At 67.8% G+C, this 23,181-nt stretch carries 20 protein-coding genes; 12 read left to right on the forward strand and 8 right to left on the reverse strand.

Going from position 1 to position 23,181, the window contains the following annotated elements; all coding sequences use genetic code 11:
- Positions 1–15 precede the first annotated feature (15 nt).
- Positions 16–1,353 (reverse strand): phenylacetate--CoA ligase PaaK, encoded by a 1,338-nt coding sequence (paaK, locus tag ACZ5Z0_RS12365; protein WP_464108690.1) that lies wholly within the window; start codon positions 1,351–1,353, stop codon positions 16–18.
- Between the two features lie 16 nt (positions 1,354–1,369).
- Positions 1,370–1,912 carry a hotdog fold thioesterase gene (locus tag ACZ5Z0_RS12370; RefSeq protein ID WP_464108691.1) on the reverse strand — a complete coding sequence of 181 codons (543 nt, stop codon included), beginning with the start codon at positions 1,910–1,912 and terminating at the stop codon, positions 1,370–1,372.
- A 91-nt stretch (positions 1,913–2,003) separates the two neighbouring features.
- On the opposite strand from ACZ5Z0_RS12370, the gene pta reads away from it, so the two are divergent.
- The 3 genes from pta to ACZ5Z0_RS12385 all read left to right on the forward strand — a co-directional run bounded on the left by pta (position 2,004) and on the right by ACZ5Z0_RS12385 (position 5,962).
- Positions 2,004–4,139 (forward strand): phosphate acetyltransferase, encoded by a 2,136-nt coding sequence (gene pta / locus ACZ5Z0_RS12375; protein ID WP_464108692.1) that lies wholly within the window; start codon positions 2,004–2,006, stop codon positions 4,137–4,139.
- Between the two features lie 9 nt (positions 4,140–4,148).
- The gene (locus tag ACZ5Z0_RS12380; RefSeq protein ID WP_464108693.1) at positions 4,149–5,318 is read left to right on the forward strand and encodes an acetate kinase; all 1,170 of its coding nucleotides are present in this window, start codon (positions 4,149–4,151) and stop codon (positions 5,316–5,318) included.
- 71 nt (positions 5,319–5,389) lie between these two features.
- Entirely contained in the window at positions 5,390–5,962 is a 573-nt protein-coding gene (locus tag ACZ5Z0_RS12385) for a GNAT family N-acetyltransferase (RefSeq protein WP_464108694.1), read from the forward strand.
- 263 nt (positions 5,963–6,225) lie between these two features.
- On the opposite strand, the gene ACZ5Z0_RS12390 is transcribed toward ACZ5Z0_RS12385, so the two are convergent.
- The 5 genes from ACZ5Z0_RS12390 to ACZ5Z0_RS12410 all read right to left on the reverse strand — a co-directional run bounded on the left by ACZ5Z0_RS12390 (position 6,226) and on the right by ACZ5Z0_RS12410 (position 13,976).
- Complete coding sequence (locus ACZ5Z0_RS12390) at positions 6,226–8,649, reverse strand: hypothetical protein (RefSeq protein ID WP_464108695.1); 2,424 nt, start codon at positions 8,647–8,649, stop codon at positions 6,226–6,228.
- Between the two features lie 7 nt (positions 8,650–8,656).
- Positions 8,657–9,388, reverse strand: a complete 732-nt coding sequence (locus tag ACZ5Z0_RS12395; protein ID WP_464108696.1) for a peptidoglycan-binding protein — start codon at positions 9,386–9,388, stop codon at positions 8,657–8,659.
- Positions 9,389–9,507: 119 nt separating this feature from the next.
- On the reverse strand, positions 9,508–11,724 hold the full coding sequence (locus tag ACZ5Z0_RS12400; RefSeq protein ID WP_464108697.1) for a S9 family peptidase: 2,217 nt from the start codon (positions 11,722–11,724) through the stop codon (positions 9,508–9,510).
- Positions 11,725–11,784: 60 nt separating this feature from the next.
- A complete protein-coding gene (locus ACZ5Z0_RS12405) occupies positions 11,785–12,855 on the reverse strand; it encodes an LCP family protein (protein WP_464108698.1) in 1,071 nt (356 codons plus the stop codon).
- Between the two features lie 74 nt (positions 12,856–12,929).
- Positions 12,930–13,976 (reverse strand): LCP family protein, encoded by a 1,047-nt coding sequence (locus tag ACZ5Z0_RS12410; protein WP_464108699.1) that lies wholly within the window; start codon positions 13,974–13,976, stop codon positions 12,930–12,932.
- Positions 13,977–14,252: 276 nt separating this feature from the next.
- Here ACZ5Z0_RS12410 and paaA point away from each other — a divergent pair, with 276 nt between their 5' ends.
- The 7 genes from paaA to galU all read left to right on the forward strand — a co-directional run bounded on the left by paaA (position 14,253) and on the right by galU (position 20,178).
- Positions 14,253–15,284 (forward strand): 1,2-phenylacetyl-CoA epoxidase subunit PaaA, encoded by a 1,032-nt coding sequence (gene paaA / locus ACZ5Z0_RS12415; RefSeq protein WP_464108700.1) that lies wholly within the window; start codon positions 14,253–14,255, stop codon positions 15,282–15,284.
- Positions 15,281–15,586 (forward strand): 1,2-phenylacetyl-CoA epoxidase subunit PaaB, encoded by a 306-nt coding sequence (gene paaB / locus ACZ5Z0_RS12420; protein WP_091251167.1) that lies wholly within the window; start codon positions 15,281–15,283, stop codon positions 15,584–15,586. Before paaA ends, paaB begins: the two co-directional genes overlap by 4 nt.
- The gene (gene paaC / locus ACZ5Z0_RS12425) at positions 15,583–16,527 is read left to right on the forward strand and encodes a 1,2-phenylacetyl-CoA epoxidase subunit PaaC (RefSeq protein ID WP_464108701.1); all 945 of its coding nucleotides are present in this window, start codon (positions 15,583–15,585) and stop codon (positions 16,525–16,527) included. Before paaB ends, paaC begins: the two co-directional genes overlap by 4 nt.
- Positions 16,528–16,538: 11 nt before the next feature.
- Positions 16,539–17,123: a 1,2-phenylacetyl-CoA epoxidase subunit PaaD gene (gene paaD / locus ACZ5Z0_RS12430; RefSeq protein ID WP_464110781.1), complete on the forward strand. Its 585-nt coding sequence runs from the start codon at positions 16,539–16,541 to the stop codon at positions 17,121–17,123.
- 15 nt (positions 17,124–17,138) lie between these two features.
- Complete coding sequence (paaE, locus tag ACZ5Z0_RS12435) at positions 17,139–18,371, forward strand: 1,2-phenylacetyl-CoA epoxidase subunit PaaE (RefSeq protein ID WP_464108702.1); 1,233 nt, start codon at positions 17,139–17,141, stop codon at positions 18,369–18,371.
- Between the two features lie 39 nt (positions 18,372–18,410).
- Positions 18,411–19,190: an enoyl-CoA hydratase/isomerase family protein gene (locus tag ACZ5Z0_RS12440; RefSeq protein ID WP_464108703.1), complete on the forward strand. Its 780-nt coding sequence runs from the start codon at positions 18,411–18,413 to the stop codon at positions 19,188–19,190.
- A gap of 97 nt (positions 19,191–19,287) precedes the next feature.
- On the forward strand, positions 19,288–20,178 hold the full coding sequence (gene galU, locus ACZ5Z0_RS12445; RefSeq protein ID WP_464108704.1) for a UTP--glucose-1-phosphate uridylyltransferase GalU: 891 nt from the start codon (positions 19,288–19,290) through the stop codon (positions 20,176–20,178).
- Between the two features lie 54 nt (positions 20,179–20,232).
- Here galU and ACZ5Z0_RS12450 read toward each other — a convergent pair whose 3' ends face one another.
- Positions 20,233–20,694 (reverse strand): Lrp/AsnC family transcriptional regulator, encoded by a 462-nt coding sequence (locus ACZ5Z0_RS12450; protein ID WP_464108705.1) that lies wholly within the window; start codon positions 20,692–20,694, stop codon positions 20,233–20,235.
- Positions 20,695–20,853: 159 nt separating this feature from the next.
- Between ACZ5Z0_RS12450 and pdhA the strand changes: the two genes are divergently transcribed.
- Complete coding sequence (gene pdhA / locus ACZ5Z0_RS12455; RefSeq protein WP_464108706.1) at positions 20,854–22,071, forward strand: pyruvate dehydrogenase (acetyl-transferring) E1 component subunit alpha; 1,218 nt, start codon at positions 20,854–20,856, stop codon at positions 22,069–22,071.
- Positions 22,068–23,180 carry an alpha-ketoacid dehydrogenase subunit beta gene (locus tag ACZ5Z0_RS12460; protein WP_464108707.1) on the forward strand — a complete coding sequence of 371 codons (1,113 nt, stop codon included), beginning with the start codon at positions 22,068–22,070 and terminating at the stop codon, positions 23,178–23,180. Before pdhA ends, ACZ5Z0_RS12460 begins: the two co-directional genes overlap by 4 nt.
- Position 23,181: the final 1 nt, after the last annotated feature.

Here is a 23,181-nt window from a genome sequence, read left to right on the forward strand (position 1 = left end):
TGAACGGTCGGTCGGTCAGGCCTTGGGGCGCAGGTCGTAGATCCGGCGCAGCTTGCCGTTGGAGCGCTCCAGCGAGCCCGGTTCGACGACGTCGACCGTGCAGGAGGACCCCACGTGGATCTTGATCTGCTGCTGCAGGACCTTCGCGGCCGAGGCGACCACCTCGCCCGTGACGGACTCGCGGCGTTCGATCCGGACGGTCAGCTGGTCCATCCGCTGGCCCTCCGGGCGGGTCAGTTCCAGCTGGAAGTGCGGGCTCAGTTCCGGGATCCGCAATGCGATCTCCTCGATCTGCGAGGGGAACAGGTTCACGCCGCGCAGGATGATCATGTCGTCGCTGCGGCCGGTGATGCGGCCCATACGGCGGTGCGCGGGGCGCGCGGTGCCGGGCAGCAGCCGGGTGAGGTCCTTGGTGCGGTAGCGGATGATCGGCAGCGCTTCCTTGGTGAGCGAGGTGAAGACCAGCTCGCCGGGTTCGCCGTCGCCCAGGACCACCGAGGGATCAAAGGCGTCGATGATTTCGGGGCGGAAGTGGTCCTCCCAGATGTGGCTTCCGTCCTGGGTTTCCACGGCCTCGCCGGCAACGCCCGGGCCCATGACCTCGGAAAGCCCATAGATATCGCAGGCCTTGATGTTCATGGTGACTTCGAGCTCGTGCCGCATTTCCTCGGTCCAGGGCTCGGCGCCGAGGACGGCGTACTTGAGCGAGGTGGAGGCCGGGTCGATGCCCTGCTTCATCATCGCGTCGGCGATGGTCAGGAGGTAGGTCGGGGTGGCCAGGATCGCGTCCGGCTTGAAGTCCTGGATCAGGGTGATCTGGCGTTCGGTCTGCCCGCCGGAGATCGGGATGACGGTGCAACCGAGGGCCTCGGCTCCGGCGTGGGCGCCCATGCCGCCGGTGAACAGGCCATAGCCGTACGCGTTGTGGACCTTCATCCCGGGCCGGACGCCGGAGGCGCGCAGCGAGCGGGCCACGAGCTTGGCCCAGTCCGCGAGGTCCTTCTTGGTGTAGCCGACCACCGTGGCGCGGCCGGTGGTGCCGGAGCTGGCATGGATCCGGGCAACCTCGTGCTGCGGCACGGCGAACATGCCGAAGGGGTACTCCAGGCGCAGGTCCTCCTTGGTGGTGAAGGGGAACTTGCCCAGGTCCGAGAGTTCACGGAGGTCCGTGGGGTGCACGCCGGCCTCGTCGAACTTCCGCTTGTACAGGGGAACGCGGTCGTAGGCGTACGCCACGGTGTGCTGCAGGCGGCTGAGCTGCAAGGCCTCGAGCTCGTCACGGGAGATGGTTTCTTCGCGGTCCAGGACGGCGTCACTGGCGGCGAGGGCAGATTCAGCGGTGGGGGTGGTCATCTGGGGTTCCCTGTTTCTATTTCTTGGAGATGGTGCGGCTGCGGCCGCGGAACTCGGCGACGAGTTCCCACGCTGCGGCGTTGGTGGCGGCGTCGGCGGGAAGTTCGCCGGGGGCCGTGGGGACAGGGGCCGAGCCGGCTGGCGCCGTCGTCGGAATGTCTGTGCCCGGGTCCGCGGCGTAAATCTGGATGTCGTACAGGCCGCTGCGGCCGGTGCTGGCGCGGCGGTTGGCGACGGCGGTCAGGATCTGGCCGCGGAAGGCAGGCTTGATGAAATTGATGTCGACGCCCGATGCGACGGTGATGGTGCCTGTGTCGATCCCGGCTTCGCCGGGCCCCGGCGTCACCGGGTTGCAGGCGAGGGCGAAGGCAGTGTCGCCGAAGGCGAAGATCATTCCGCCGTGGGCCATGCCGAAGCCGTTGAGCATTTCCTGTCGGAGCGGCATCCGGATGGTGGCGTGGCCGTCGCTGAGCGCCAGGACCTCAATGCCCATCCACTCGGAGGCGTAGTCGTCTTTCAGGATGGGGTGTGTGAGCCCGGAAATCGTCAGTTCAGCCATGCGTCGTTGCCTCCAGCTTTATTTACCGAATGTTCATTAGGTAATCCCATTCGGGTGCCCGCTGTCAAGAGGGGTAAGTATGCTGGGACACATGGCCAAAGGAATCTACGTCAGTGCGACCACTCCGGGATCCGGGAAGTCGCTCATTGCCCTGGGCCTGGCGGATACCCTGCACCGGCACGCGGACCGCATCGGTTTCTTCAAGCCCGTCGTCCACGGCCGCGCCGATGCGGACCCGATGGTCGCGCTGATGAAGTCCCGCTTCGACCTGGACGACGACCGTTGCCGCAGCGGCCTGACGTTCGCCGAGGTCCGCGGGCTGCTCGCGGAGGGGAAGCGCGAGGAAATCGACTCCCGCTGCGTCGAGATCTTCGCGGAGATGGCCCGGCACTGCGACGTCGTGATCATCGAGGGCACGGACCTGACCGGCCAGGACGCCGCCGTCGAATTCGACCTGAACGCCCGGCTCGCCAACAACCTCGCGGCGCCGATGGTCGCCGTCGTCGGGGCGAAGGGCCGGACCGTGGCCGAAACCGCGGACGCCGTCGAGGTGGCCCGGAAGGAACTCTTGGCGGAGCGGTGCAGCCTGCTGGCGATCATGGTCAACCGCGCCGACCCCGAGGACCTGGAGGCGATCGCCGCCGCGGTCCGCCCGGGCGCCTCGGGACGCCCGGTGTACGTTTTCCCCGAGCTTGAGGACATTGCCCGGCCCACCACCGGCGAGGTTGCCGCCGCGCTCGGCATCGGCCAGGTGGCTGGGCTGCCTGACCTGGAACGCGACGTGCACTCGGTCAAGGTGGCCGCCATGAACGTGGCCAATTTCCTGCACGTGCTCGACGACGGGGCGCTGGTGATCGTTCCCGGTGACCGGGCGGACGTGCTGGTGGCCTGCCTGGCCTCCTCGTTCTCGCCGGAATTCCCGGTCCCGTCGGCGCTGATCCTGACCGGCGGCCTGGCCCCGGACCCCACCATCTACTCGCTGCTGGCGCAGGCCCCGTTCCCGATCTTCGCCGCTCCGGAGGACACCTATGTGACCGCCAAACGGGTCTCCGAGGTCCGCAGCGAAATCTGGTCCGGCCACCGCCGCAAGGTGGCCTCCGCGCTGGGTCTGTGGGCCAAGAGGGTGGACGAGACCGAACTGCTGGAGCGGCTGCATCTGCCGCGGCCGGAGCGGATGACGCCCCTGCGGTTCCTGCATGACCTGATCGAACGGGCCCGCTCGCAGCGCCGCCACATCGTCCTGCCGGAGGGCACGGACGTCCGGATCCTGCGGGCCGCGGAGATCCTGCACCGCCGTGACGTCTGTGAGCTCACCGTGCTGGGCCGCGAGACCGAGGTCCGCGAGCTGGCCGCCACGCAGGGGATCGACCTCGCCGGCATCAACATCGTGGACCCTGCCACGTCCGAGCTGCGCCAGGGTTTCGCGCAGAAGTACGCGGAGCTCCGGGCGCACAAGGGAGTGGACCTGGCGAAGGCGCTCGAGGTCATGCAGGACGAGAGCTACTTCGGCACCATGATGGTCCAGTTGGGCGTGGTGGACGGCATGGTTTCCGGCGCCGCGCACACGACGGCGCACACCATCAGGCCGGCGCTGGAATTCGTAAAGACCCGCGAGGGCGTGAAAATCGTCTCCTCGGTGTTCCTGATGCTGATGCCGGACCGGGTGCTGGTCTACGGCGACTGCGCCGTCAACCCGGAACCCAATGTCGAACAGCTCGCGGACATCGCGCTGGCCTCGGCGGAAACCGCCGCCCAGTTCGGCGTAGAGCCGCGTGTTGCCATGCTGTCCTATTCCACCGGCGGCTCCGGCGCCGGCGAGGCGGTCGACGCGGTCCGGCAGGCCACCGAACTGGTCCGCCAGCGGCGCCCGGACCTCGCGGTGGAGGGCCCCATCCAGTACGACGCCGCCGTCGACGCCGCCATCGCCGAGTCCAAGATGCCCGGGTCGTCCGTGGCCGGCCAGGCAACGGTGTTCATCTTCCCGGACCTGAACACCGGCAACAACACCTACAAGGCGGTCCAGCAGTCCTCCGGTGCGGTCGCCGTCGGGCCCGTGCTGCAGGGGCTCCGCAAACCGGTCAACGACCTGTCCCGCGGCTGCACGGTGGATGACATCCTTAACACGGTGGCCATCACCGCGATCCAGGCCCAGTCTGCCAAACCGGCGGCCGCGCCCGCGGGGCAGGCCGGGCAGGCCGCGGTGCAGCCCGTAGACTCCAAGGCCTAGGAGGCCCCCATGCTCGTGCTCGTCATCAACTCCGGCTCGTCCTCGCTCAAGTACCAGGTCCGCGACGTCGAGGCGGGCAGCGTCCTCGCCGAGGGCCTGGTCGAGAAGATCGGGATGGGCAACGGCGGGGACGGCGACGGCGAGATCGAGGGCCCGCGCGACCACGCGGAGGCGCTGGAACTGGTGGACGGGGAGATCCACGGGGCACTCGGTGACCGCCCGCTGGACGCCGTGGGCCACCGTGTGGTGCATGGCGGCGAGCGGTTTTCCGAACCGGTGCTGGTCAACAACGAGATCACCCGCGCCATCGAACGGCTCAACCCGCTGGCGCCGCTGCATAACCCGGCCAACGTGCTCGGTATCCGCGCGATCGCGAAGAAATGGCCGGAGCTGCCGCAGGTGGCCGTCTTCGATACCGCTTTCCACCGCACCCTCCCCGAGCACGCCTGGCGCTACGCGGTGCCGGATGAGCTGTACACGAATCACGGCATCCGGCGCTACGGCTTCCATGGCACCTCGCACGAGTACGTGGCGCACCGGGCCGCGGCGCTGCTGGACCTGCCGGTGGAGGAATTCGACGCCGTGATCGCCCACCTGGGCAACGGCGCCTCCGTCACCGCCATCCGCGGCGGCAAGTCGATCGACACTTCGATGGGCTTCACCCCGCTCGAAGGGCTGGTGATGGGCACCCGCTCCGGCGACCTGGACCCCTCAATCCTGGTGTTCCTCGGCCGGGCCGGCTGGTCCGCCGAGGACATCGATTCCATGCTCAACCGCCAGTCCGGGCTCAAGGGCCTCGCGGGCAACAACGACATGCGGTCGGTCGTGGAGGCCGCCGAAGCCGGGGATGCCAGGTCCGCGATGGCCCTCGCCGTGGCCTCCTACCGGCTGTCGAAGTACATCGGCGGCTACCACGTGGCTGTCGGCGGGGCGAAGGCGCTCGTGTTCACCGCGGGGATCGGCGAGAACTCGCACCAGTTCCGCAGCCTGGTCGCGGAACGGCTGGGGGCGCTCGGTGTGGAGCTCGACGCCGGCCTGAACCGCGAACGCTCCAAGGAGCCCCGGGTCATCTCGACGCCGGACTCCGCCGTCCCGGTGCTGGTGGTCCCGACCGACGAGGAGCGCGCGATCGCGGAGGCGACGGCCACCGTCGTCGCCCAGTCATCGGTTGCTCCGTAACGGCTCTTTTTGGCGGCGCATAACGGCACCTCCGGAGCAGTCGACGGCAGTGTACGTCCTAGGCTGGGGACATGACCGAACTCAACCTGCCAATCCTGTTGCCCCTCCGCACGCAGCGGTTGGTGCTGCGCCGCTTCGAGGCCGCTGACCTGGATGCCTACCACGCCTACCACTCGCTGCCCGAAACCGCCCGGTTCCTGCCGGGGGAGGCGAAGAGTTACACGAAGTCCATGGAGTCCGTGGGAAAGTACGCCAATTTCGTCTTCGAAAAGGAGGGCGACTGGATCTGCCTGGCCATCGAAGCCGCGGACTCGCCCGGGCTGCTCGGCGAAGTAGTGCTCAAGTGGCTGCCCGGCTGCGGCCAGGCCGAGATCGGCTGGAGCCTCGCGCCGGAAGCACGCGGCAGGGGGATCGCGTCCGAGGCCGCTGCGGCGCTGCTGAAGCTGGGCTTCGAGGACCTCGGATTCCACCGGATCGACGCCAAGCTGGACGCCCTCAACACGGCCTCCGCGGCGCTGTGTGAACGCCTGGGTATGCGCTTGGAATCGACCCAGGTGGACAAATGGCACTACAAGGGCAAGTGGGCGACCGAGTTGGTCTACGCCATGCTCGCCGCGGAGTGGCGGGCCCGGCAGCCGGGCTGACGCTCCCGCCCAGTTGCTCCCATCCACGCCGAGTCCGGTCTCCTGCAGCCCCTGAGATCCCGCGGCTCGTCTGCTCCCGGCCAGGTTCGGGCATCCATGAACCGGGATGGAGCGTTGGCGTTCGGGATGAGCTGGCTGCCCTCGGTGGCGCCACAGGGATCACCGCTTCGCCAAGCATGGCCGCCATGGGGGTCCCCATGGCGGCCATCTCTGGCGAACCGGCCTGCTTCGTGCTAAACGGACGAGCGCAACTACGCCCCGGCCTATGGTGCCGGCGGAGCCGTGGCGGAAGGAGCAGCCGACGTCGAGCCGGGGGCCGGCGCAGTGGCTGTGCCCGGGGGTACCGCGGGCTGCGGTTCCGGCGCCGACGTGCCCGGGGACGTGGCTGGCGGGGCGGCCGGGGCAGGGACCGGGGGAACGGTCGCAACCGTGCCCCCCGAAGTGGGCAACGGCATAGAGTCCGTCGCGCCGGGGGTCGGGGTCGGGCTGGTTCCCGCTGGCGAGCTGCCAGGGGTGGCCGGAGCCGGGCCAGCCCCTCGCGGTGAAGCACTGGGGTCGGTCCGGACGAGCTCCATGATCTGTTCCTTGAAGCCCTCCAGTTTCCCCTGGATCTCCGAGAGGGGGACGTTTCGCAGGTTCCGGCCGTACTCCGCGATGTGCTGCCATAGCGCGTTCAGCTTGGCCATGCCGTCGGCGCTTAGCGGCCCGTCGAGGGTGAGGACCAGCTGGTTCGCCAGAGCGTACGTGAGGCACCTGAGGCAGTTGTAGTTAGCCGCGGCCGAAAGGTTCTCGGGGACTATCACATGGGCCTGTCCCACGATCAGGACTACCTGGAAACCGACCGCGACGGCCGCGCAGTCCTTGCAGCTGGCGAAGGCGTAAGCCTCGTTGGTGTTGCGGACGTCCGACCCGTCGTCGGCCCAGACCAGGGCGAAGGCGACGTCGTAGACCACTGAGCCGTCCTTGGTGTTGACAGCCAGCGACTGGTTGCCGCCCTCTTCGGGCGCGGCCGGTTTGTCAAAGGGGAACACCCACGACGGTGCCGGCGTCGTGGTGCCGGACGCTCCCGGCGCGGCCGAGGACGCCCGGGGGACCAGCACCATGCTCAGCTGCGGTTCCTCGCGGGTGGGTTTGCGGGCGCCCTGGGGCCAGAGCGCCACCGTCCGGCCCGCCTGCCCCTGCTTCAGGTCCCGCCCGGTTGCGGCGGGGAAGATGGCGGTGGTGGCATCGGCCAGGGTGCCGCGTTCGTAGGGTTGGACCGGGCGATAGCTCTCCGCGCCGGGCCACCAGGCCCACGCCAGTCCCGCAGCGAGGGCGGCAATCGCGGCGATCGCCGTCCCGCGCTGCAGTGCCTTGCCGCGGGTCCGCTGCCAGAGGCCGGTGACTACCTGCCGGATCAGGCGCAGCAGGATGTGTAAGATGCCCAGGATGGGCAGGGCGATGCAGATGATGGCCAGCGCGCGCACGGCGGCATCGACAAAGTCGCCGGCGGCCACGCTGTGCGACAGCATGGCTTGCTGCTTCCATCCGTTGTCCCAGGCGGTACCAAGAACCCGAGGCAGGGTGAGGACCATCGTGACGAGGCTGAAGACCAGCAGCGGAACCGTGACAAGTACCCAGGCGGTGACAACGGCCCGGGCCCACGGCTTGAGGAGCTGGGCTTCGGGATCGGTCTTGCGCCAGGGGATCAATGCCAGCAGGGTCGGTTTGATCCGCTGGAACAGGTCCGGCACGCCGGTGGCGTCGGCGAGGATATGGTAGCCGTCGAAGCGGACCATCGGCAGCAACTGCCGGACCATCTGCAGGATCTGGGTTACCACCACCAGCAGCAGCGCGTCGAAACCGGTAGCCCACCAGACACCCATGATGGCCACGGCGACGATCGCGTTGAAGTAGAGTCCACCCAGGTCGGTGCGGATCCGGCCAGCGCGGCCCAGCCGGTAAGAATCGGTGACGTCGGTGTAGAACGCGGGCCACATAAGGTACAGGCCGGTGCCCATGGCCCCCGGCGTGGCGCCCCCGCGGCGGGCCGCGGCGGCATGCCCGAATTCGTGGAAGCCGGCGGACAGCACGGTGACCAGGAGGATCAGCAGCACCAGGCCAGGGTTGGAGAAGGCCTCATGGGTGGCCGAGGCCAGTCCCTTGACCATCAGCACCCACCAGCAGGTGGCGAGGAAGGCGGCCGTCACGGCGACGACAATCAGCGGATTGAACAACGTGGCAAACGGCGCGGTGAGCTTTCGAGTGCGCTCCGGGTCCGTGACGGAGTAGCGGAACCGCATGCCCAGGAGCGGGTTGGACTTCTTGACTTCCGGCTGCGAGCCGTCAGCCAGCCGCAGCAGACCGAGGGGGAGCAGTTGGGTGTCGATCAGGGTCCGGACATTGTCTGCACTGACCTGCTTGCCGAAGACGCTGCCGGCGTGCTGCGCGATCTCCTCCAGGCTGCGGCGGCCATCGATGGCTTCGAGCACCAGGTAAAGCAGTCGCGTCAGCTGGATCGTCTGGCCGTCCGCGCGCCGGACCAGCGACGGGGCCTGCTTGTAGCCGGACCCCTTGGTCTCGCCGATCAGTCGGACGCCGTCGGCCAGCGCCGGGGGTGGCAGGGTGGCGGGAGCTGTGCCCGCGGATGCCGGGGCAGGGGCCGGCGGGCCGTCCTGCATGGACGGCCCGCCTTGCACGCTAGTCATTGACTGGCTACTGCTTCAGGGTGGACTGCTGTTCGGCACCAGCCGTGGCGTTGCCGTGGATGTCCTGGTTGATGATGGCGTCCTGGTGGGCCACGGCGTAGGCGTTGCTGTCGATCGAGCCGATGTTGGCTCCGACTGCGGCATCGATCGGCGCGGCGACGTTGGCGTTGGCGGCCACGGCACCGTTGATGGGTGCGGCGATGCCGGCGTTCGCGTCCAGGTTGACGTTGACGTTAAGCAGGTTGCCGTTGAGGGCCCCTGCCGCGCCCGCGGTGGCCGCGCCGAGGTCCGGGGTGCTTCCTGCCGGGAGGACGCCGCCGGGGACGACTCCGCCGCCGGGCGTGCCCGCCGGAGCGGTCGCGGCCGGAACAGCTGCCGCGGGGTCCGTCGCCGCCGGGGCGGGTGTGGTGGCGGTGCCGTGGTCGATGCCACTGTTCTGCACGGAATGTGCCGTGGCATCGCCGGTGATGCCCTGGTTGATGAGGGTTCCTTGCTGGGCCAGCGCCTGGGATTCGGACCCGAAGGAGAGGACGTTTGCGGAGGCGCCCGCGTCAATCGGGGCTGCGACATTGGCGTTTGCCGCGACGCCCAGGTCGATCGGTGCCGCGGCGCTGATGCCGAGGTTCAGGTCGGCATTCAGGTCCAGAACTGATGCGACTTCCTTGTCGGGAAGTGCCGTGGCGCCCTCCGCCATCAGTTCAGCGTCGCTGAGCGGTGTCAATTCCTGTTCGTTGCTCACAATTACTCCAGTTCCGGCACGGTTTCTGCTGCCCCCAGTGAGCAGTGTCCACCCGGATGTGCCTAGTGACGGTTAATAGTAAGCATGATGATCAAATCTTGGCACCACCCGGGCCGGTTTTACTTCAGCCCGGCGCCTGGGAGCAGTTCCGTTGCGCCGAGGGAGTCGGCGACGAAGGCGTAGTCCCAGGCGCGTTCCTTCCACTGCACGTAGCGGCCGGAAGCGCCGCCGTGGCCGCCTTCCATTTCGATCTTCATCACGATCGGCTCGGTCCCGGTGTTCACCTCGCGCAGCCGCTGCACCCACTTGGCCGGCTCCACGTAGAGCACCCTGGTGTCATTGAATGAGGTGACTGCCGCGATCTTCGGATATGCGGCCGCCCGGACGTTTTCGTACGGCGTGTACGACTTCATGTAGGCGTACACCTCCGGGTCCGTGATCGGGTTGCCCCATTCCTCCCACTCCAGCGCCGAGAGCGGCAGCTCCGGGTCAAGGATGGTGGTCAGGGCGTCCACGAACGGGACGGCTGCGACGATCGCGGCGTACTTCTCCGGTGCCAGGTTGGCCACGGCGCCCATCAGCAGTCCGCCGGCGGAGCCTCCCATGGCGGCGATCCGGGCCGGATCCACCCAGCCGGAAGCCGCGAGCCAGTCTGTGGCAGCGATGAAGTCGGTGAAGGTGTTCTTCTTGTGCAACTTCTTGCCGTCGTCGTACCAGTGCCGGCCGAGTTCACCGCCGCCGCGGACGTGGGCGATCACAAACACGATGCCGCGGTCCAGCAGCGAGAGCCGCGGAATGCCGAAGCCCGGATCCATGCTCAGCTCGTAGGAGCCGTAGCCGTACACCAGGCCGGCGGCGGTCGAATCGCGCGCCACCGAGGCGTGCCGGAGCACCGAGAGCGGGATCCGGGTCCCGTCGGAAGCGACCGCCCACTCCCGGGTCGCGACATAGTCCGCGGCCGAGTAGCCGCCCAGCACCGGGCTCTCCTTGCGCAACAGCAGCTCACCGGCGGGCTGCTCCGCCGTCGGGAGCACGAAGTCGTAGACGCGCGACGGCGTGAAGTAGGAGGTGTAGCCCATCCGGATCACGGGGGCCTCGTAGTCGGAGCCGGCCACCCCGGCGGTGTACAGCTCCTCGTCAAAGGCAGGTTCCACGGGAGAGCCCTGGTGCGGGGTGCCGAGTCCGGCCAGCGGCAGGACCTGCACGCGTTCGATCGTGTCCTTGCGGATGGACAGCACCAGATGGGTGGAGGTGACGCCGGCGCCGTTGACCCGCACCTGGTCGGAGTGTGCGACGACGGTGTGCCAGTGCTGCTGGGCGGCCGGCTTGGCGAGCTCCGCCGGGTCGACGAGGGAGACCATCGAATTGATGGCGTCCTTATTGTGGGTCAGCAGGATGGTTTCGGACGCGACCCCGTCCGGGCCCGCCAGCAGGAACGGCTCGGCCTCGTAGAGGATGCGCTCGTCGCGGGAAATCACAGTTGTCAGCCCGGCGTCGGGAGCGTCGAAGCGCAGCAGCCGGGTCTCGCTGAACTCGGAGCAGCCGATGCCCAGGACCAGGTGCCGCCGGTCCGCGGAGAGCTCGAAGCCCAGCCACATGGCGACGTCGTCCTCCTGGTAGATGACCTCGTCCTCGGCCACCGGGGTGCCCAGGACGTGGGCCTTCACCTGGTACGGGCGCCAGGACGCGTCCACCACGGTGTAGAAGATTCGGGTGCCGTCGGGGGAGAAGGAGAGGCCGTAGAAGACGTTCTCGATCACGTCCGGCAGCAGCTCGCCGGTGCGGAGGTCTTTGATGCGCAGCGTGAAGCGTTCGTCGCCGGCATTGTCCACCGCATAGGCATACAGGTTCCCGTCGATGGTCACCGCGGATCCGCCGACGGCGAAGAAGGGCTTGCCTTCGGCTTCCACGTTGCCGTCCAGGAGGACTTCCTCGCCGGGAATGTCGACGCCGACCTCGACGGCGGGCGGCGTCCAGTCCGCCACCCGGTCGCCGCTGTCCTCTGCGCGGAGGCGGCACTGGATGCCGTACTCCTTCCCCTCGACCGAGCGGGTGTAGTACCACCAGCCGTCCTTGCGGCTCGGCACGGAGAGGTCGGTTTCCTGGGTACGGCCCTTGATTTCCTGGAAGATGGCCTCGCGCAGCGGTTCCTGATGGGCTGTGACTGCCTCCTGGTAGGCGTTTTCGGCCTTCAGCAGGTCCACAACCTCGGCGGATTCCTTGTCCCGCAGCCACTCGTAGTTGTCCTCAAAGACGTCACCGTGGTGGGTCCGGGGGGCGGGGACCTTTTTGGCGACGGGGGGCTGCGGGGAGGGCTGCACGGGAGTCTGCGTCATGGACCCAATCTACCGCCGGGCAGGGCCGCAACCGGACCCCGGGGCCGGGCCGGGCGTGCCTCAGTTCCCGTTCCGGAACCCGTGGGCCACCACGTAGTTGCCCAGCCCTCCGGATGCCAGTGCCGCGGCCACCTCTGCGGTGCCGGCGGTGTCTTGCAGGACAATCGACTGGCCGTCCGCGCTGGTGCCGGTGCCCGCCGTCGGAAGCGTGAAGAACACCCCGTTGCCGGCCTGCACGGAGCGCAGGCCAAAGGCCAGTCGCTCCAGTGTGTCCAAGGTCAGTCCGGGGGTCGCGGTCACGTGGGGCAGCACGCCGGTGACGAACGCGTGCGCGGTGGCACGGTCCGCCAGCACGCCGCCGCCCAGGGCCTTGGCGAGGACGGCCCTGAGGAAGGTCTGCTGGTTCCGGACCCGCTGGTAGTCGCCGTCGGCGAAGGCCTTGCGCTCGCGGACGAAGTCCAGGGCCAGGGCACCGTCGAGTCGGTTAACCCCCGGCGGGTAGTAGTGCTGGGACTCGATCGTGCCGGTGAACGGCCGTGTCACGTCCACGTCGATTCCTCCCAGCGCATCGATCAGCGCGGCAAAGCCCTCGAAATCGACCATGACAGTGTGGTCAATGCGTGTGCCGAGTAGAGACTCCACCGTCTTTGTCTGCAGCGGGATCCCTCCCAGTTGGAGCCCGGCGTTGACCTTCCCCCCGCCGTAGCCGGGAATGTCCACCCACAGGTCCCGCATGATCGAGATGCCGTACATACTCTGCCGGTCGGCCGGGAGATGAAGGAGGACCAGGACGTCGCCGCGCTGGTCGGATTCGTTGCCGGCGGCGGCCTCCGCACGGGCGTTGACGCGGCTGTCGCTGCCCACCAGCAGGATATTCAGGTCCGTCGGCGCCGGTTCAGGGGTGGGCGTGGGGGTCGGCGTGGGGGTGGGGGTCGGCGTCGGGGCGGGGGCGGGGGCGGAGCTCGGCGCGGGGGCAGCTGTTTCGGGGCGGGGCCCGTTCAGCAGCCAAGCCGCGGCGCCGACGGCGAGGACCGCCAGCCCGGCGATGATAGCGAGGATAATCCGACGGCGGCGTGCCCCGACCGGCGTCCCGGCGGCGGCTGCTCCTGCTGGTTCCGGTGACGTTCCCATGGCCGGACACTACCACCGCGGTCCATCAAAAAGTCGCAGGCGGCACTGTTCCAGCCCGCGGCCCGCGCCGTCGGTCAGTTGCCGTTTTGGAAGTGGTTCTCTGCCACGTAGTTGCCCACGGTGTCCGAGGCCAAGGCCTCGGAGACGTGCCCGATGGCCGCGGGAAGGGGCAGGACGATGGACTGCCCGTCGGCTGAGGTTCCCGTGCCGGCCGTGGGCAGCGTGAACATCACGGTGTTGGCCGAGCGTACGTCCTTCAACTCCAAGGCAAGTCCTGCCAGCGTCGCAGCATCTAAGGTCTTGTCGACGCTGACGAAGGGCGAGAGGGCGCCCACCAGGTTGTTGATCGTGACCGGGTTGGAGAGCGTCTGGCCGTCGATGGATTTCTTGAGGACGGCTTTCAGGTAGTCCTGCTGGTTGCGGACCCGCTGGTAGTCCCCGTCGGCGTAGGCGTAGCGCTCCCTGACGAATGCCAGCGCCTCGTCTCCGTTGAGGGTGTTCATCCCAGCCGGGAAGTAGCGACCTTTGAGATGGCTTGAGTTGAAGGGGACTTTGACGTCCACGGTGACCCCGCCCAGGGCGTCGGTGAGCCCCTTGAACCCCTGGAAATCAACCATGGCGACGTGGTCGATGCGCTGCTTGAAGACGGATTCAACGGTCTGCACCATGAGCGGCGTGCCACCGAGGGCCAACGCCGCATTGATTTTGGCCTGACCGTGCCCGGGAATATCCACCCAGAGGTCCCGCATGATTGACATCGTGTAGATGTTCTTCCTATCGGCAGGAATATGGACGAGCATCAGTGTGTCCGCGCGCTGGTCGGTGGGGGCGCCCCTTTCCGCGTCAGCCTCCGTGGCGCCGCGGCTGTCGCTTCCCATCAGCAGGATATTCATTGGCGTCTTGCCAGCCTGACCAGGCGCGGGCTGGGGCTTCTCCGGCCTCATGGACTCCGCCGGAAAGGCCTGCTCAATCTTGGTGCTGTGTGAGTCGAACGTCTGCGCCAAGTTGAAGACGTACCCGCCGGCAATCAGTGCGGCCACGGCCGCCAGGAGCGCGACGCCGAGCAGCAGCCGCGTGAAGGCCACCAGGATGCGCTGTCGAGCGCTTTTGCGGCTACCCATCCTGGGCGCCGGGGAGTGTCGCGCGGAGTCCTGGCTGGGTCCGTGGCCCGGAGTTGTCCGTCTATAGAGTGCTGCACGGTTCGACATGAGCGTCCCCTACTATCGGGCGGCCCGAGGCGAGGGACGCCGTGACAGGGCTGCAATCGATTTTGGAGAGGCTACGGGGAGGACCTTGAGTTAACCTTCGGCACCGCGGGTGCTTGACTCCTTTCCCGCCCGCCGCATATCCTGAACGAACGGTCGGTAATTATTTATCGGAAACGCATAGGAGCAACCATGGCATCGCAGACCCTGCAGTCAGTGCCCACAGGGCCATCGTCGGCACGGCATGAAATGAGCCCCGAGGACGCGGCGCGCCGTGATGCCGAGGGCCAGGCGTACTTTGACAAGGTCATGGCGGAGGATTCCCGGATCGAACCCCGCGACTGGATGCCGCCGGCCTACCGCAAGACCCTGCTGCGCCAGATCTCGCAGCACGCCCACTCGGAAATCATCGGTATGCAGCCCGAGGCCAACTGGATCTCCCGCGCCCCGAGCCTGAAGCGCAAGGCCATCCTGATGGCCAAGGTCCAGGATGAGGCAGGCCACGGACTGTACCTGTACTCCGCCGCCGAAACCCTCGGCCAGCCGCGCGATGCGATGATGCAGGACCTGATGGACGGCAAGGCCAAGTACTCCTCCATCTTCAACTACCCCGCCCGCACCTGGGCGGACATGGGTGCCATCGGCTGGATGGTCGACGGGGCCGCGATCGCCAACCAGGTGCCGCTCTGCCGCGCCTCTTTCGGCCCCTACGGACGCGCCATGGTCCGCGTCTGCAAGGAAGAATCCTTCCACCAGCGCCAGGGCTTCGAGATCCTGCTGGAACTCTCGCACGGCACGCCGGAGCAGAAGCAGATGGCCCAGGATGCCGTGAACCGCTGGTACGCCCCGGCGCTCATGATGTTCGGCCCGCCGGATGACGATTCGCCCAACTCCAAGCAGTCCATGGCCTGGAACATCAAGCGCTTCAGCAATGACGAGCTCCGCAACCGCTTCGTCGGGATGATGATGGAGCAGGTCAAGGTCCTGGGCCTGACGCTGCCGGACAAGGACATCCGCTTCAACGAGGAAACCCGCAAGTGGGAGCACGGACCGCTGGACTGGGATGAGTTCCACGAAGTCCTCGCCGGCCGCGGCCCCTGCAACGCCCAGCGCCTGGAACGGCGCCGCGAAGCACACAACAACGGCGCCTGGGTGCGCGAAGCCGCTGCCGCCTACGCGGAAAAGCAGGCCAAGAAGCAAGCAGAGAAGGAATCCGCAGCATGACAACCCCCGAACCGCACGCAGGCAACGTCTGGCCCATCTGGGAAGTTTTCGTCCGCTCCAGCCGAGGCCTGTCACACGTCCACGCCGGCTCCCTGCACGCGCCCGATGCGGCCATGGCCCTGCGCAACGCCCGTGACCTCTACACCCGCCGCAACGAGGGGGTGTCCATTTGGGTCGTCCCCGCGGATGCCATCGCCTCGTCCGACCCGGACGCCAAGGGCGCCTTCTTCGAGTCGCCGCAGGGCAAGGACTACCGGCACGCGACGTACTACACCAAGAGCGAGGGTGTGAAGCACCTGTGAGCGCACCCGAAGCAGCCACCCAGATCAACGACAGCGGCCACGCGGAAGAAACAGGCGGCCACGGTGACATCTCCGTCGGCGTCCAGGGCACGAGCGGAAGCGGCGAGGCCACGGCCAGCGCCACCCGAATCACCCCGGGCAACGCCCTCCGGCCGGAGGACATCGCGTTGGCCGTCAGCCGCGGTACAGCCAAGCCGAGCGAAGACGTCGCCGAGTTCGCCCTGCGCCTGGGCGACGACGCCCTGGTCCTGGCGCAGCGCCTCGGACACTGGATCTCCCGCGCCCCGGAGCTTGAAGAAGACATCGCCCTCGGCAACATCGCGCTGGACCAGCTGGGACACGCCCGCTCCTTCCTGAGCTACGCCGGGGGCCTGGACGGACGCAGCGAGGATGACCTCGCCTATTTCCGCCGGGAGCACGACTTCCGGTCCGTCGAGATCTTCGAAATCCCCAACGGCGACTTTGCGGTCACCATCGCCCGCCAGTTCGTTGTGAGCTACTACCAGTTCGAGCTGTACCGCCGGCTCACGGAATCCACCGACCCCACCATCGCCGGCATCGCCGCCAAGGCCGTCAAGGAAGTGGACTACCACCGTGACCACAGCGCGCAGTGGGTGCAGCGCCTGGCGCTCGGCACGGATGAGTCCCGCGAGAAGATGATCCACGGATTCAAAGTCATCTGGCCCTACGTCGACGAGCTGTTCCGCGACGACGAGCTCACCGGCCGCCTCAGCGAGTCCGGCGCAGCCGTCCAGCCCTCCAGCCTGCGCGCCGATTTCGACCGGCTCACCGGCGAGGTCCTCGCCGCGGCAGAACTCGACGTTCCGCAGGTCCAGCCCGCTCCCGGCGGCGGACGACGCGGACTCCACTCGGAGCACCTGGGCTACCTGCTGGCAGAGATGCAGGTGCTGGCGCGCGAGTTCCCCGGAGCGAGCTGGTAACCATGCCGGAGATGTACGTCAGCCACCCCACGGCCGGCTCCTCGGGGCCCGGGGAGCAGAAGACTGCAGAAAAGAAGACTGCTGACCAGAAAGCGTGGGACCTCGCCGCCACGGTCTGCGACCCGGAAATCCCGGTCTTGACGATCGCGGACCTGGGGATCCTGCGCAACGTCGAGGTGACGAAGGAACCAAACGCAGCCGACGGCGCGATGGTCCCGACAGTTCATGTGACCATCACGCCTACCTACTCCGGCTGCCCGGCCATGGACGCCATCCGCGACGACCTCACGGCCGCCTTCAAGCGCGAAGGCTACCCAAGCGTCAACGTCGAGCTGGTGCTGTCCCCGGCCTGGACCACGGACTGGATGAGCGAGTCCGGCAAGGCCAAGCTGCAGGAGTACGGCATCGCGCCGCCCTCCGGACATTCCAACGCAATGCGGCACGCCGGTCCGGTCCGGCTGTCCCTCGCCGTCAAGTGCCCCCAGTGTTCGTCGCTGAACACGAAGGAACTCACCCGCTTTGGTTCCACCTCCTGCAAGGCGCTTTACGTCTGCCAGGAGTGCAAGGAACCGTTCGACTACTTCAAAGTTTTGTAAGGAACAGGTGCTCCCATGACTGTTGTCCGCCAGACCGCCGCTGAAACGGCTGCAGCCACCGGCCGCCGTCGTGCGTCCTTCCACCCACTGGCGGTGGACGAGGTCCGCCGCCTCACCGACGACGCAATCGAGGTCACCTTCGGGGTACCGGCTGAGCTGGCGGGGCAGTTCGACTACCTCCCGGGCCAGTACGTGGCGCTGCGGACCACCTTGCCGGACGAGTCCGGCGAGCCGAAGGAAGTCCGGCGCAGCTACTCGATCTGCGCGGAGCCGCGCAGCTTCTCCGACGGCAGCAGCGAGATCCGCGTCGCGATCAAGAAGGACCTGGGTGGCGTGTTCTCGACCTGGGCGAACGCCGAGCTCAAGGCCGGCGACGTCCTGGACGTGATGAGCCCGATGGGCGCCTTCGTGTCCAAGCACGGCCGGGACGGCAAAGAGCAGAACCTGATGAACTCGATGAACCACCCGGAGGAGATGGCCAACGCCATGGCGGGAGAGCCCGGCTCCTTCGTCGCGATCGCGGCCGGCTCCGGCATCACCCCGGTGATCGCGATTGCCCGCACCCTGCTCGCGGCACATCCGGACACCCGCTTCGACCTGATCTACGCCAACAAGGCCGCCATGGATGTCATGTTCCTCGAGGAGCTTGCCGACCTGAAGGACAAGTACCCGTCCCGGCTCGCCCTGCACCATGTGCTTTCCCGCGAACAGCGCATCGCCCCGCTGCTCAGCGGCCGGATCGACGCGGAGAAGCTGCAGTCCCTGCTGGGGACCGCCATCCACGCCGACGACGTCGACGAGTGGTTCCTATGCGGCCCGTTCGAACTGGTCCAGCTGTGCCGGGACACCCTGGCCCAGCGCGGCGTCAACCCGGACCATATCCGCTTCGAACTGTTCACCACCGGCAAGCCGGACCGCCCCGAGGGCAACGCCGGCCGTCCGGTGATTGTGGACGAGTCCCAGGCTACGTACAAGATCACCTTCAAGCTCGACGGCCTCCAAGGTGAGGTGGCGAGCCCCACGCACGCCCGCGAATCGATCCTGAACGCGGCGCTGCGGGTCCGCCCCGATGTTCCGTTCGCCTGCGCCGGCGGCGTCTGCGGCACCTGCCGCGCCAAGGTCGTCACCGGCTCGGTCACGATGGACGAGAACTACGCCCTGGAACAGGATGAACTGGACAAGGGTTACGTGCTGACCTGCCAGTCCCATCCCACCACTCCCGAAGTCACCGTCGACTTCGACGTCTAAGTTTTTTTCGACGCCCGCCCCACGTAGCCAAGGAGCCGCATGATTTCCCTGACCATCGCCGACGCCGTCGCCGAGATCGTCCTAGACGCACCGCAGAAGCTGAACTCGCTGGATGAGCAGGCGCTGCAGGAGCTGGCACAGGCGTACGACGACGCCGCCGAAGCCGCCACGCGCGGCGAGGTGCGGGCACTGCTGCTCCGTGGCGAAGGCCGCGCCTTTTGCGCCGGCAGGGACATCGCAGGCGTGACTCCGGAGAGCGACGACGCCCAGGCCTACCTGGGCGGGCTGGTCCAGCCGCTGCTGAAGAAGATGAGCGCCTTTCCGGCCCCCACCTTCGCCGCCGCGCAGGGCGCCTGCCTCGGCGTGGGGCTCGGGCTGCTGCTGGCCACGGACGTGGTGTACGTCGCCGAGAATGCGAAGTTTGGCTCCCCCTTCGCCAAGCTGGGCGCCACGCTGGACTCCGGCGGGCACTGGTACTTTAACGAGCGGCTCGGCATGCACCGCACCCTGGACCTGATCTACACCGCCGAGCTCATGAGTGGCGCCGAGGCGGTGGCGCAGGGCCTGTTCAGCCGGGCCATGCCCGCGGACGAGCTGCTGGAGACCACCCGCGGGATCGTCGCCAGGGTGGCTACCGGGGCCACGGGGGCGTTCAACGCCAGCAAGGAGTTGGTGGCGCACCTCCGCGACCAGCGACTCGGCCTCTGGGAAGCCATGGAGGAGGAGAACGCCGAGCAGGCCCGTCTCTGCAAGAGCGAGGACTATGCCGAGGGGTTCCGGGCGTTCCAGGAGAAGCGCGCCCCGGTCTTCAAAGGCTGACCATCCTCCCGGAGGGGCCAGGAAGGCCCCGGACGCCCCGGTACTTGTCTTTTTTCCAGCCATTCTCATTTGCAGAACGCGCTTGTACAGTGCGGATATGACTTTGGGGAAACCGGTTCGAAAAGCTGTCATACCCGCGGCCGGCTTGGGGACACGCTTCCTGCCGGCAACGAAGGCGATGCCCAAGGAAATGCTGCCGGTGGTGGACCAGCCGGCCATCCAGTACGTCGTCGAAGAGGCGATGAGGGCCGGCCTGAGCGATTTGCTGATGATCACCGGCCGGCAGAAGCGTGCCCTCGAGGACCATTTCGACCGGGAGCCCACCCTCGAACGGACACTTGAGGAGAAGGGCGACCTGGACCGGCTCGAAGCGGTCAGGTACGCCTCCAGCCTCGGTCCGCTGCACTACCTCCGGCAGGGCGATCCGAAGGGTCTCGGGCACGCCGTCCTTTGCGCCCGCCAGCACGTGGGCGATGAGCCTTTTGCGGTACTGCTGGGCGATGACCTGATCGACGAACGCGATGAGCTGCTCACCACGATGATGGACGTGCAGCAGAAGACCGGCGGGTCCGTGATCGCACTGATCGAGGTGGACCCGTCACGGATCAGCGCCTACGGCTGCGCGGATATTTCGCCGGTGCCGGGCGAGGATCACTTCAGGGTCAACCGCCTGGTCGAGAAGCCTTCCCCGGGGGAAGCGCCGTCGAACCTTGCCGTCATCGGTCGCTATGTGCTGCACCCGGCCGTTTTTGATGTCCTGGAGGACACCGGGCCCGGCCGCGGCGGGGAAATCCAGCTCACCGACGCCCTGCAGGTCCTCGCCACCTCCGACGCCGAAGGCGGCGGGGTCCACGGCGTCATCTTCCGCGGGCGCCGCTACGACACCGGGGACAAGCTCAGCTACCTCAAGGCCGTCATCTCGATCGCCTCCGAGCGCGTCGAGTTCGGCGAGGAGCTCAAGACCTGGCTCAAGGCCTTCATCAACTGACGGGCCCCGCCTGCGCCGGACCGGGCGCCTCGGCGGCTTGGCCGGCCCGTGCGTCTACCGGGTATCCACATCCTCAAACACCAAAAACGTCTGCGTATCCAGCACCCCGGGCATGGACTGCAGCTGGTCGAAAATCACCCGGCGCAGGTCAACGTTGTCCACCGCGCGGACCAGCAGGATCACGTCGAAGTCCCCGCCGACGAGGGCGATGTGGTGCACCTCGGGGATCGCCCGGAGTAGTTCCCGCAGTTCGCGCCAGGAATGTTGGCGAACCTTGAGAGTCACGTAGGCGGAGGACTTCAGGCCGGCCTTGATCGGGTCCACGAGGGCGGTGAACTTGGTCAGGACCCCTTCGCCGGTCAGCCGGGCAATCCGGGTATAGGCGTGGGCGCGGGAAATGTGGACGTTTTCGGCTACCTGGGTCACGGACATCCGCCCGTCCCGGGTCAGTTCCGCAATGATGTTCCGGTCCACGTCGTCCAGCGGTACCGCTTGCTCCGGGTCCGTGCCTGCCATTTGTCTACAACCTCCGCCGGTAATCCAGCTCACACTTACATTCTGTCTTCAACATTAGGTCAATATTCGGGACTTCTCCACGATTCTGCCCGGAGGTGGATACGAAACGGCCTCCGGGACCATACTGAATGCGAATAGTGGCTACAGAAGGACGGACCAATGACGATCTCCGCAGACCACACTGCGCAGCAGCCCGCGAACGAGCCGGCGCCCGCAGCCCCGGCGGAAAACGCCGCCAGCGAGGCCGTGCGCAAGTTCGGCATCACGGTCGAGGACTACATGCTCCCGGCCCGCCACCCGATCCAGATCGTTGGCCCGGACGGCGCGCTGAACGCGGACACCGAGCAGGGCGCCCAGCCCGGCCACGAGTACAGCCTCCCCGGAGATGCGGAGTTGCTGGCGGCTTACGAGCAGCTCGTCGTCGGACGCCGCGTCAATGACCAGAACTCCGCCCTGGTGCGGCAGGGCCGGATGGCCGTCTACCCCTCCAGCCACGGCCAGGAAGCGTGCCAGGTCGCGGCGGCGCTTTGCCTGTCCGACGGCGACTGGATGTTCCCGACCTACCGCGACTCGGTGGCCGTGATGGCCCGCGGCGTGGACCCGGTCCAGACCATGACGCTGTTCCGCGGCGACTGGCACGGCGGCTACGACCCGGCCAAGCACAAGGTCGGCATCCAGTGCACCCCGCTGACCACCCAGCTGCTGCACGCCGTCGGCGTCGCCCACGCGGCCAAGCTCCGCGGCGAGGACACCGTCGTCCTGGCCATGTGCGGCGACGGCGCGACCAGTGAGGGGGACTTCCACGAGGCGCTGAACTTCGCCGCGGTGTTCCACCTGCCCGTGGTCTTCTTCGTCCAGAACAACCAGTACGCGATCTCCGTGCCCCTCGCCCACCAGTCGGTGGCGCCGTCGCTGGCGCACAAGGCCGTCGGTTACGGCATGGCCGGCGAACGCGTGGACGGCAACGACGTTGTGGCCCTGCTCGCCGTGCTCGGCCGGGCCGTGAGGCTTGCCCGCGAGGGCTCCGGCCCGCTGCTGGTGGAGGCCCACACCTACCGGATGCAGGCCCACACCAACGCCGACGACGCCACCCGCTACCGCCAGGACAGCGAAGTGGCCGAATGGGTGGCCAAGGACCCGCTGAGCCGGATGAAGACCTACCTCACCGACCGCGGACTGCTCGACGACGACGGCGCCGCCCGGATCGCCGGCAAGGCCGAAACGGTCGCCACCCAGCTGCGCGAGGGACTGAGCGAAGAGGTCCCGGTGGAACCCCTGGACCTCTTCAAATACGTCTTCTCCACGCCCACGCCCCAGTTGAAGGAACAGTCCGCCATGCTCGCCGACGAGCTCTCCCGGGAAGAGGCAGCGAAATGAGCCCCACCGTCACCACCTCCTCCGAGGCGAACGGGAACGTCAGCGCCGCGACCGCCCGCGCCGCCGCCAAAGCCGCCGTCGAAGCCGAAAAAACCGGCCCGCAGACCATCACCCTCGCCAAGGCCCTCAACACCGCCATGGCCGACGCCATGCACGCCGATGAATCGGTGCTGGTCTTCGGCGAGGACGTCGGCATGCTCGGCGGCGTTTTCCGTATCACCGACGGCCTGACGGCGACCTTCGGGACGAGCCGCTGCTTCGACACCCCGCTTGCCGAATCCGGCATCGTGGGCATGGCCGTGGGCATGGCGATGAACGGCATGCGGCCGGTGATCGAGATGCAGTTCGACGCCTTCGCCTACCCGGCCTTCGAACAGATCGTCAGCCACGTCGCCAAGATGCACAACCGCACCAAGGGCACCGTCAAGCTGCCCATCGTCATCCGCGTCCCGTACGCCGGCGGTATCGGAGGAGTGGAGCACCACTGCGACTCCTCCGAGGCCTACTACGCCCACACCGCCGGTCTCAAGGTCTTCACCCCGGCCACGGTCGCGGACGGCTACCGGATGCTGCGCGAAGCCATCGACTCCGATGACCCGGTGATTTTTATGGAGCCCAAGAAGCTCTACTGGTCCAAGGACCAGGTGGACCTGGACGCACTCCGCGCCCAGCATGCCGAGAACACCGAACACGGGACCTCATCCGAGGGCCGCGCCGCCGTCGCCCGTCCGGGCACCGACGCGACGCTTATCGCCTACGGGCCGTCCGTCCCGACGGCGCTTGCCGCCGCTGCCGCCGCCGCCGAGGAGGGCCGCTCGCTCGAGGTGATCGACGTGCGCTCGATCGTGCCGTTCGACGACGAGACCGTCTGCGCGTCTGTCCGCAAGACCGGCCGCGCGGTGGTCATCGCCGAGGCGCACGGCTTCGCCTCCGTGGCCTCGGAAATCGTGGCCCGGGTACAGGAACGCTGCTTCCACCACCTGGCCGCCCCGATCCGCCGGGTCACCGGCTTCGACGTGCCGTACCCGGCGCCGAAACTCGAGCACTACTACCTGCCCGGCGTGGACCGCATCCTCGACGCCGTAGACGACCTCCAGTGGGAAGACTGAC

Source organism: Arthrobacter sp. T2-23, assembly GCF_055398325.1.

Excerpts from the sequence above, each read along its gene's own strand:
- paaK (WP_464108690.1), bottom strand. The coding sequence starts at position 1,353 with ATGACCACCCCCACCGCTGAATCTGCCCTCGCCGCCAGTGACGCCGTC.
- ACZ5Z0_RS12370 (WP_464108691.1), bottom strand. The coding sequence starts at position 1,912 with ATGGCTGAACTGACGATTTCCGGGCTCACACACCCCATCCTGAAAGAC.
- pta (WP_464108692.1), top strand. The coding sequence starts at position 2,004 with ATGGCCAAAGGAATCTACGTCAGTGCGACCACTCCGGGATCCGGGAAG.
- ACZ5Z0_RS12380 (WP_464108693.1), top strand. The coding sequence starts at position 4,149 with ATGCTCGTGCTCGTCATCAACTCCGGCTCGTCCTCGCTCAAGTACCAG.
- ACZ5Z0_RS12385 (WP_464108694.1), top strand. The coding sequence starts at position 5,390 with ATGACCGAACTCAACCTGCCAATCCTGTTGCCCCTCCGCACGCAGCGG.
- ACZ5Z0_RS12390 (WP_464108695.1), bottom strand. The coding sequence starts at position 8,649 with ATGACTAGCGTGCAAGGCGGGCCGTCCATGCAGGACGGCCCGCCGGCC.
- ACZ5Z0_RS12400 (WP_464108697.1), bottom strand. The coding sequence starts at position 11,724 with ATGACGCAGACTCCCGTGCAGCCCTCCCCGCAGCCCCCCGTCGCCAAA.
- ACZ5Z0_RS12405 (WP_464108698.1), bottom strand. The coding sequence starts at position 12,855 with ATGGGAACGTCACCGGAACCAGCAGGAGCAGCCGCCGCCGGGACGCCG.
- ACZ5Z0_RS12410 (WP_464108699.1), bottom strand. The coding sequence starts at position 13,976 with ATGGGTAGCCGCAAAAGCGCTCGACAGCGCATCCTGGTGGCCTTCACG.
- paaA (WP_464108700.1), top strand. The coding sequence starts at position 14,253 with ATGGCATCGCAGACCCTGCAGTCAGTGCCCACAGGGCCATCGTCGGCA.
- paaB (WP_091251167.1), top strand. The coding sequence starts at position 15,281 with ATGACAACCCCCGAACCGCACGCAGGCAACGTCTGGCCCATCTGGGAA.
- paaD (WP_464110781.1), top strand. The coding sequence starts at position 16,539 with ATGTACGTCAGCCACCCCACGGCCGGCTCCTCGGGGCCCGGGGAGCAG.
- paaE (WP_464108702.1), top strand. The coding sequence starts at position 17,139 with ATGACTGTTGTCCGCCAGACCGCCGCTGAAACGGCTGCAGCCACCGGC.
- ACZ5Z0_RS12440 (WP_464108703.1), top strand. The coding sequence starts at position 18,411 with ATGATTTCCCTGACCATCGCCGACGCCGTCGCCGAGATCGTCCTAGAC.
- galU (WP_464108704.1), top strand. The coding sequence starts at position 19,288 with ATGACTTTGGGGAAACCGGTTCGAAAAGCTGTCATACCCGCGGCCGGC.
- ACZ5Z0_RS12450 (WP_464108705.1), bottom strand. The coding sequence starts at position 20,694 with ATGGCAGGCACGGACCCGGAGCAAGCGGTACCGCTGGACGACGTGGAC.
- pdhA (WP_464108706.1), top strand. The coding sequence starts at position 20,854 with ATGACGATCTCCGCAGACCACACTGCGCAGCAGCCCGCGAACGAGCCG.
- ACZ5Z0_RS12460 (WP_464108707.1), top strand. The coding sequence starts at position 22,068 with ATGAGCCCCACCGTCACCACCTCCTCCGAGGCGAACGGGAACGTCAGC.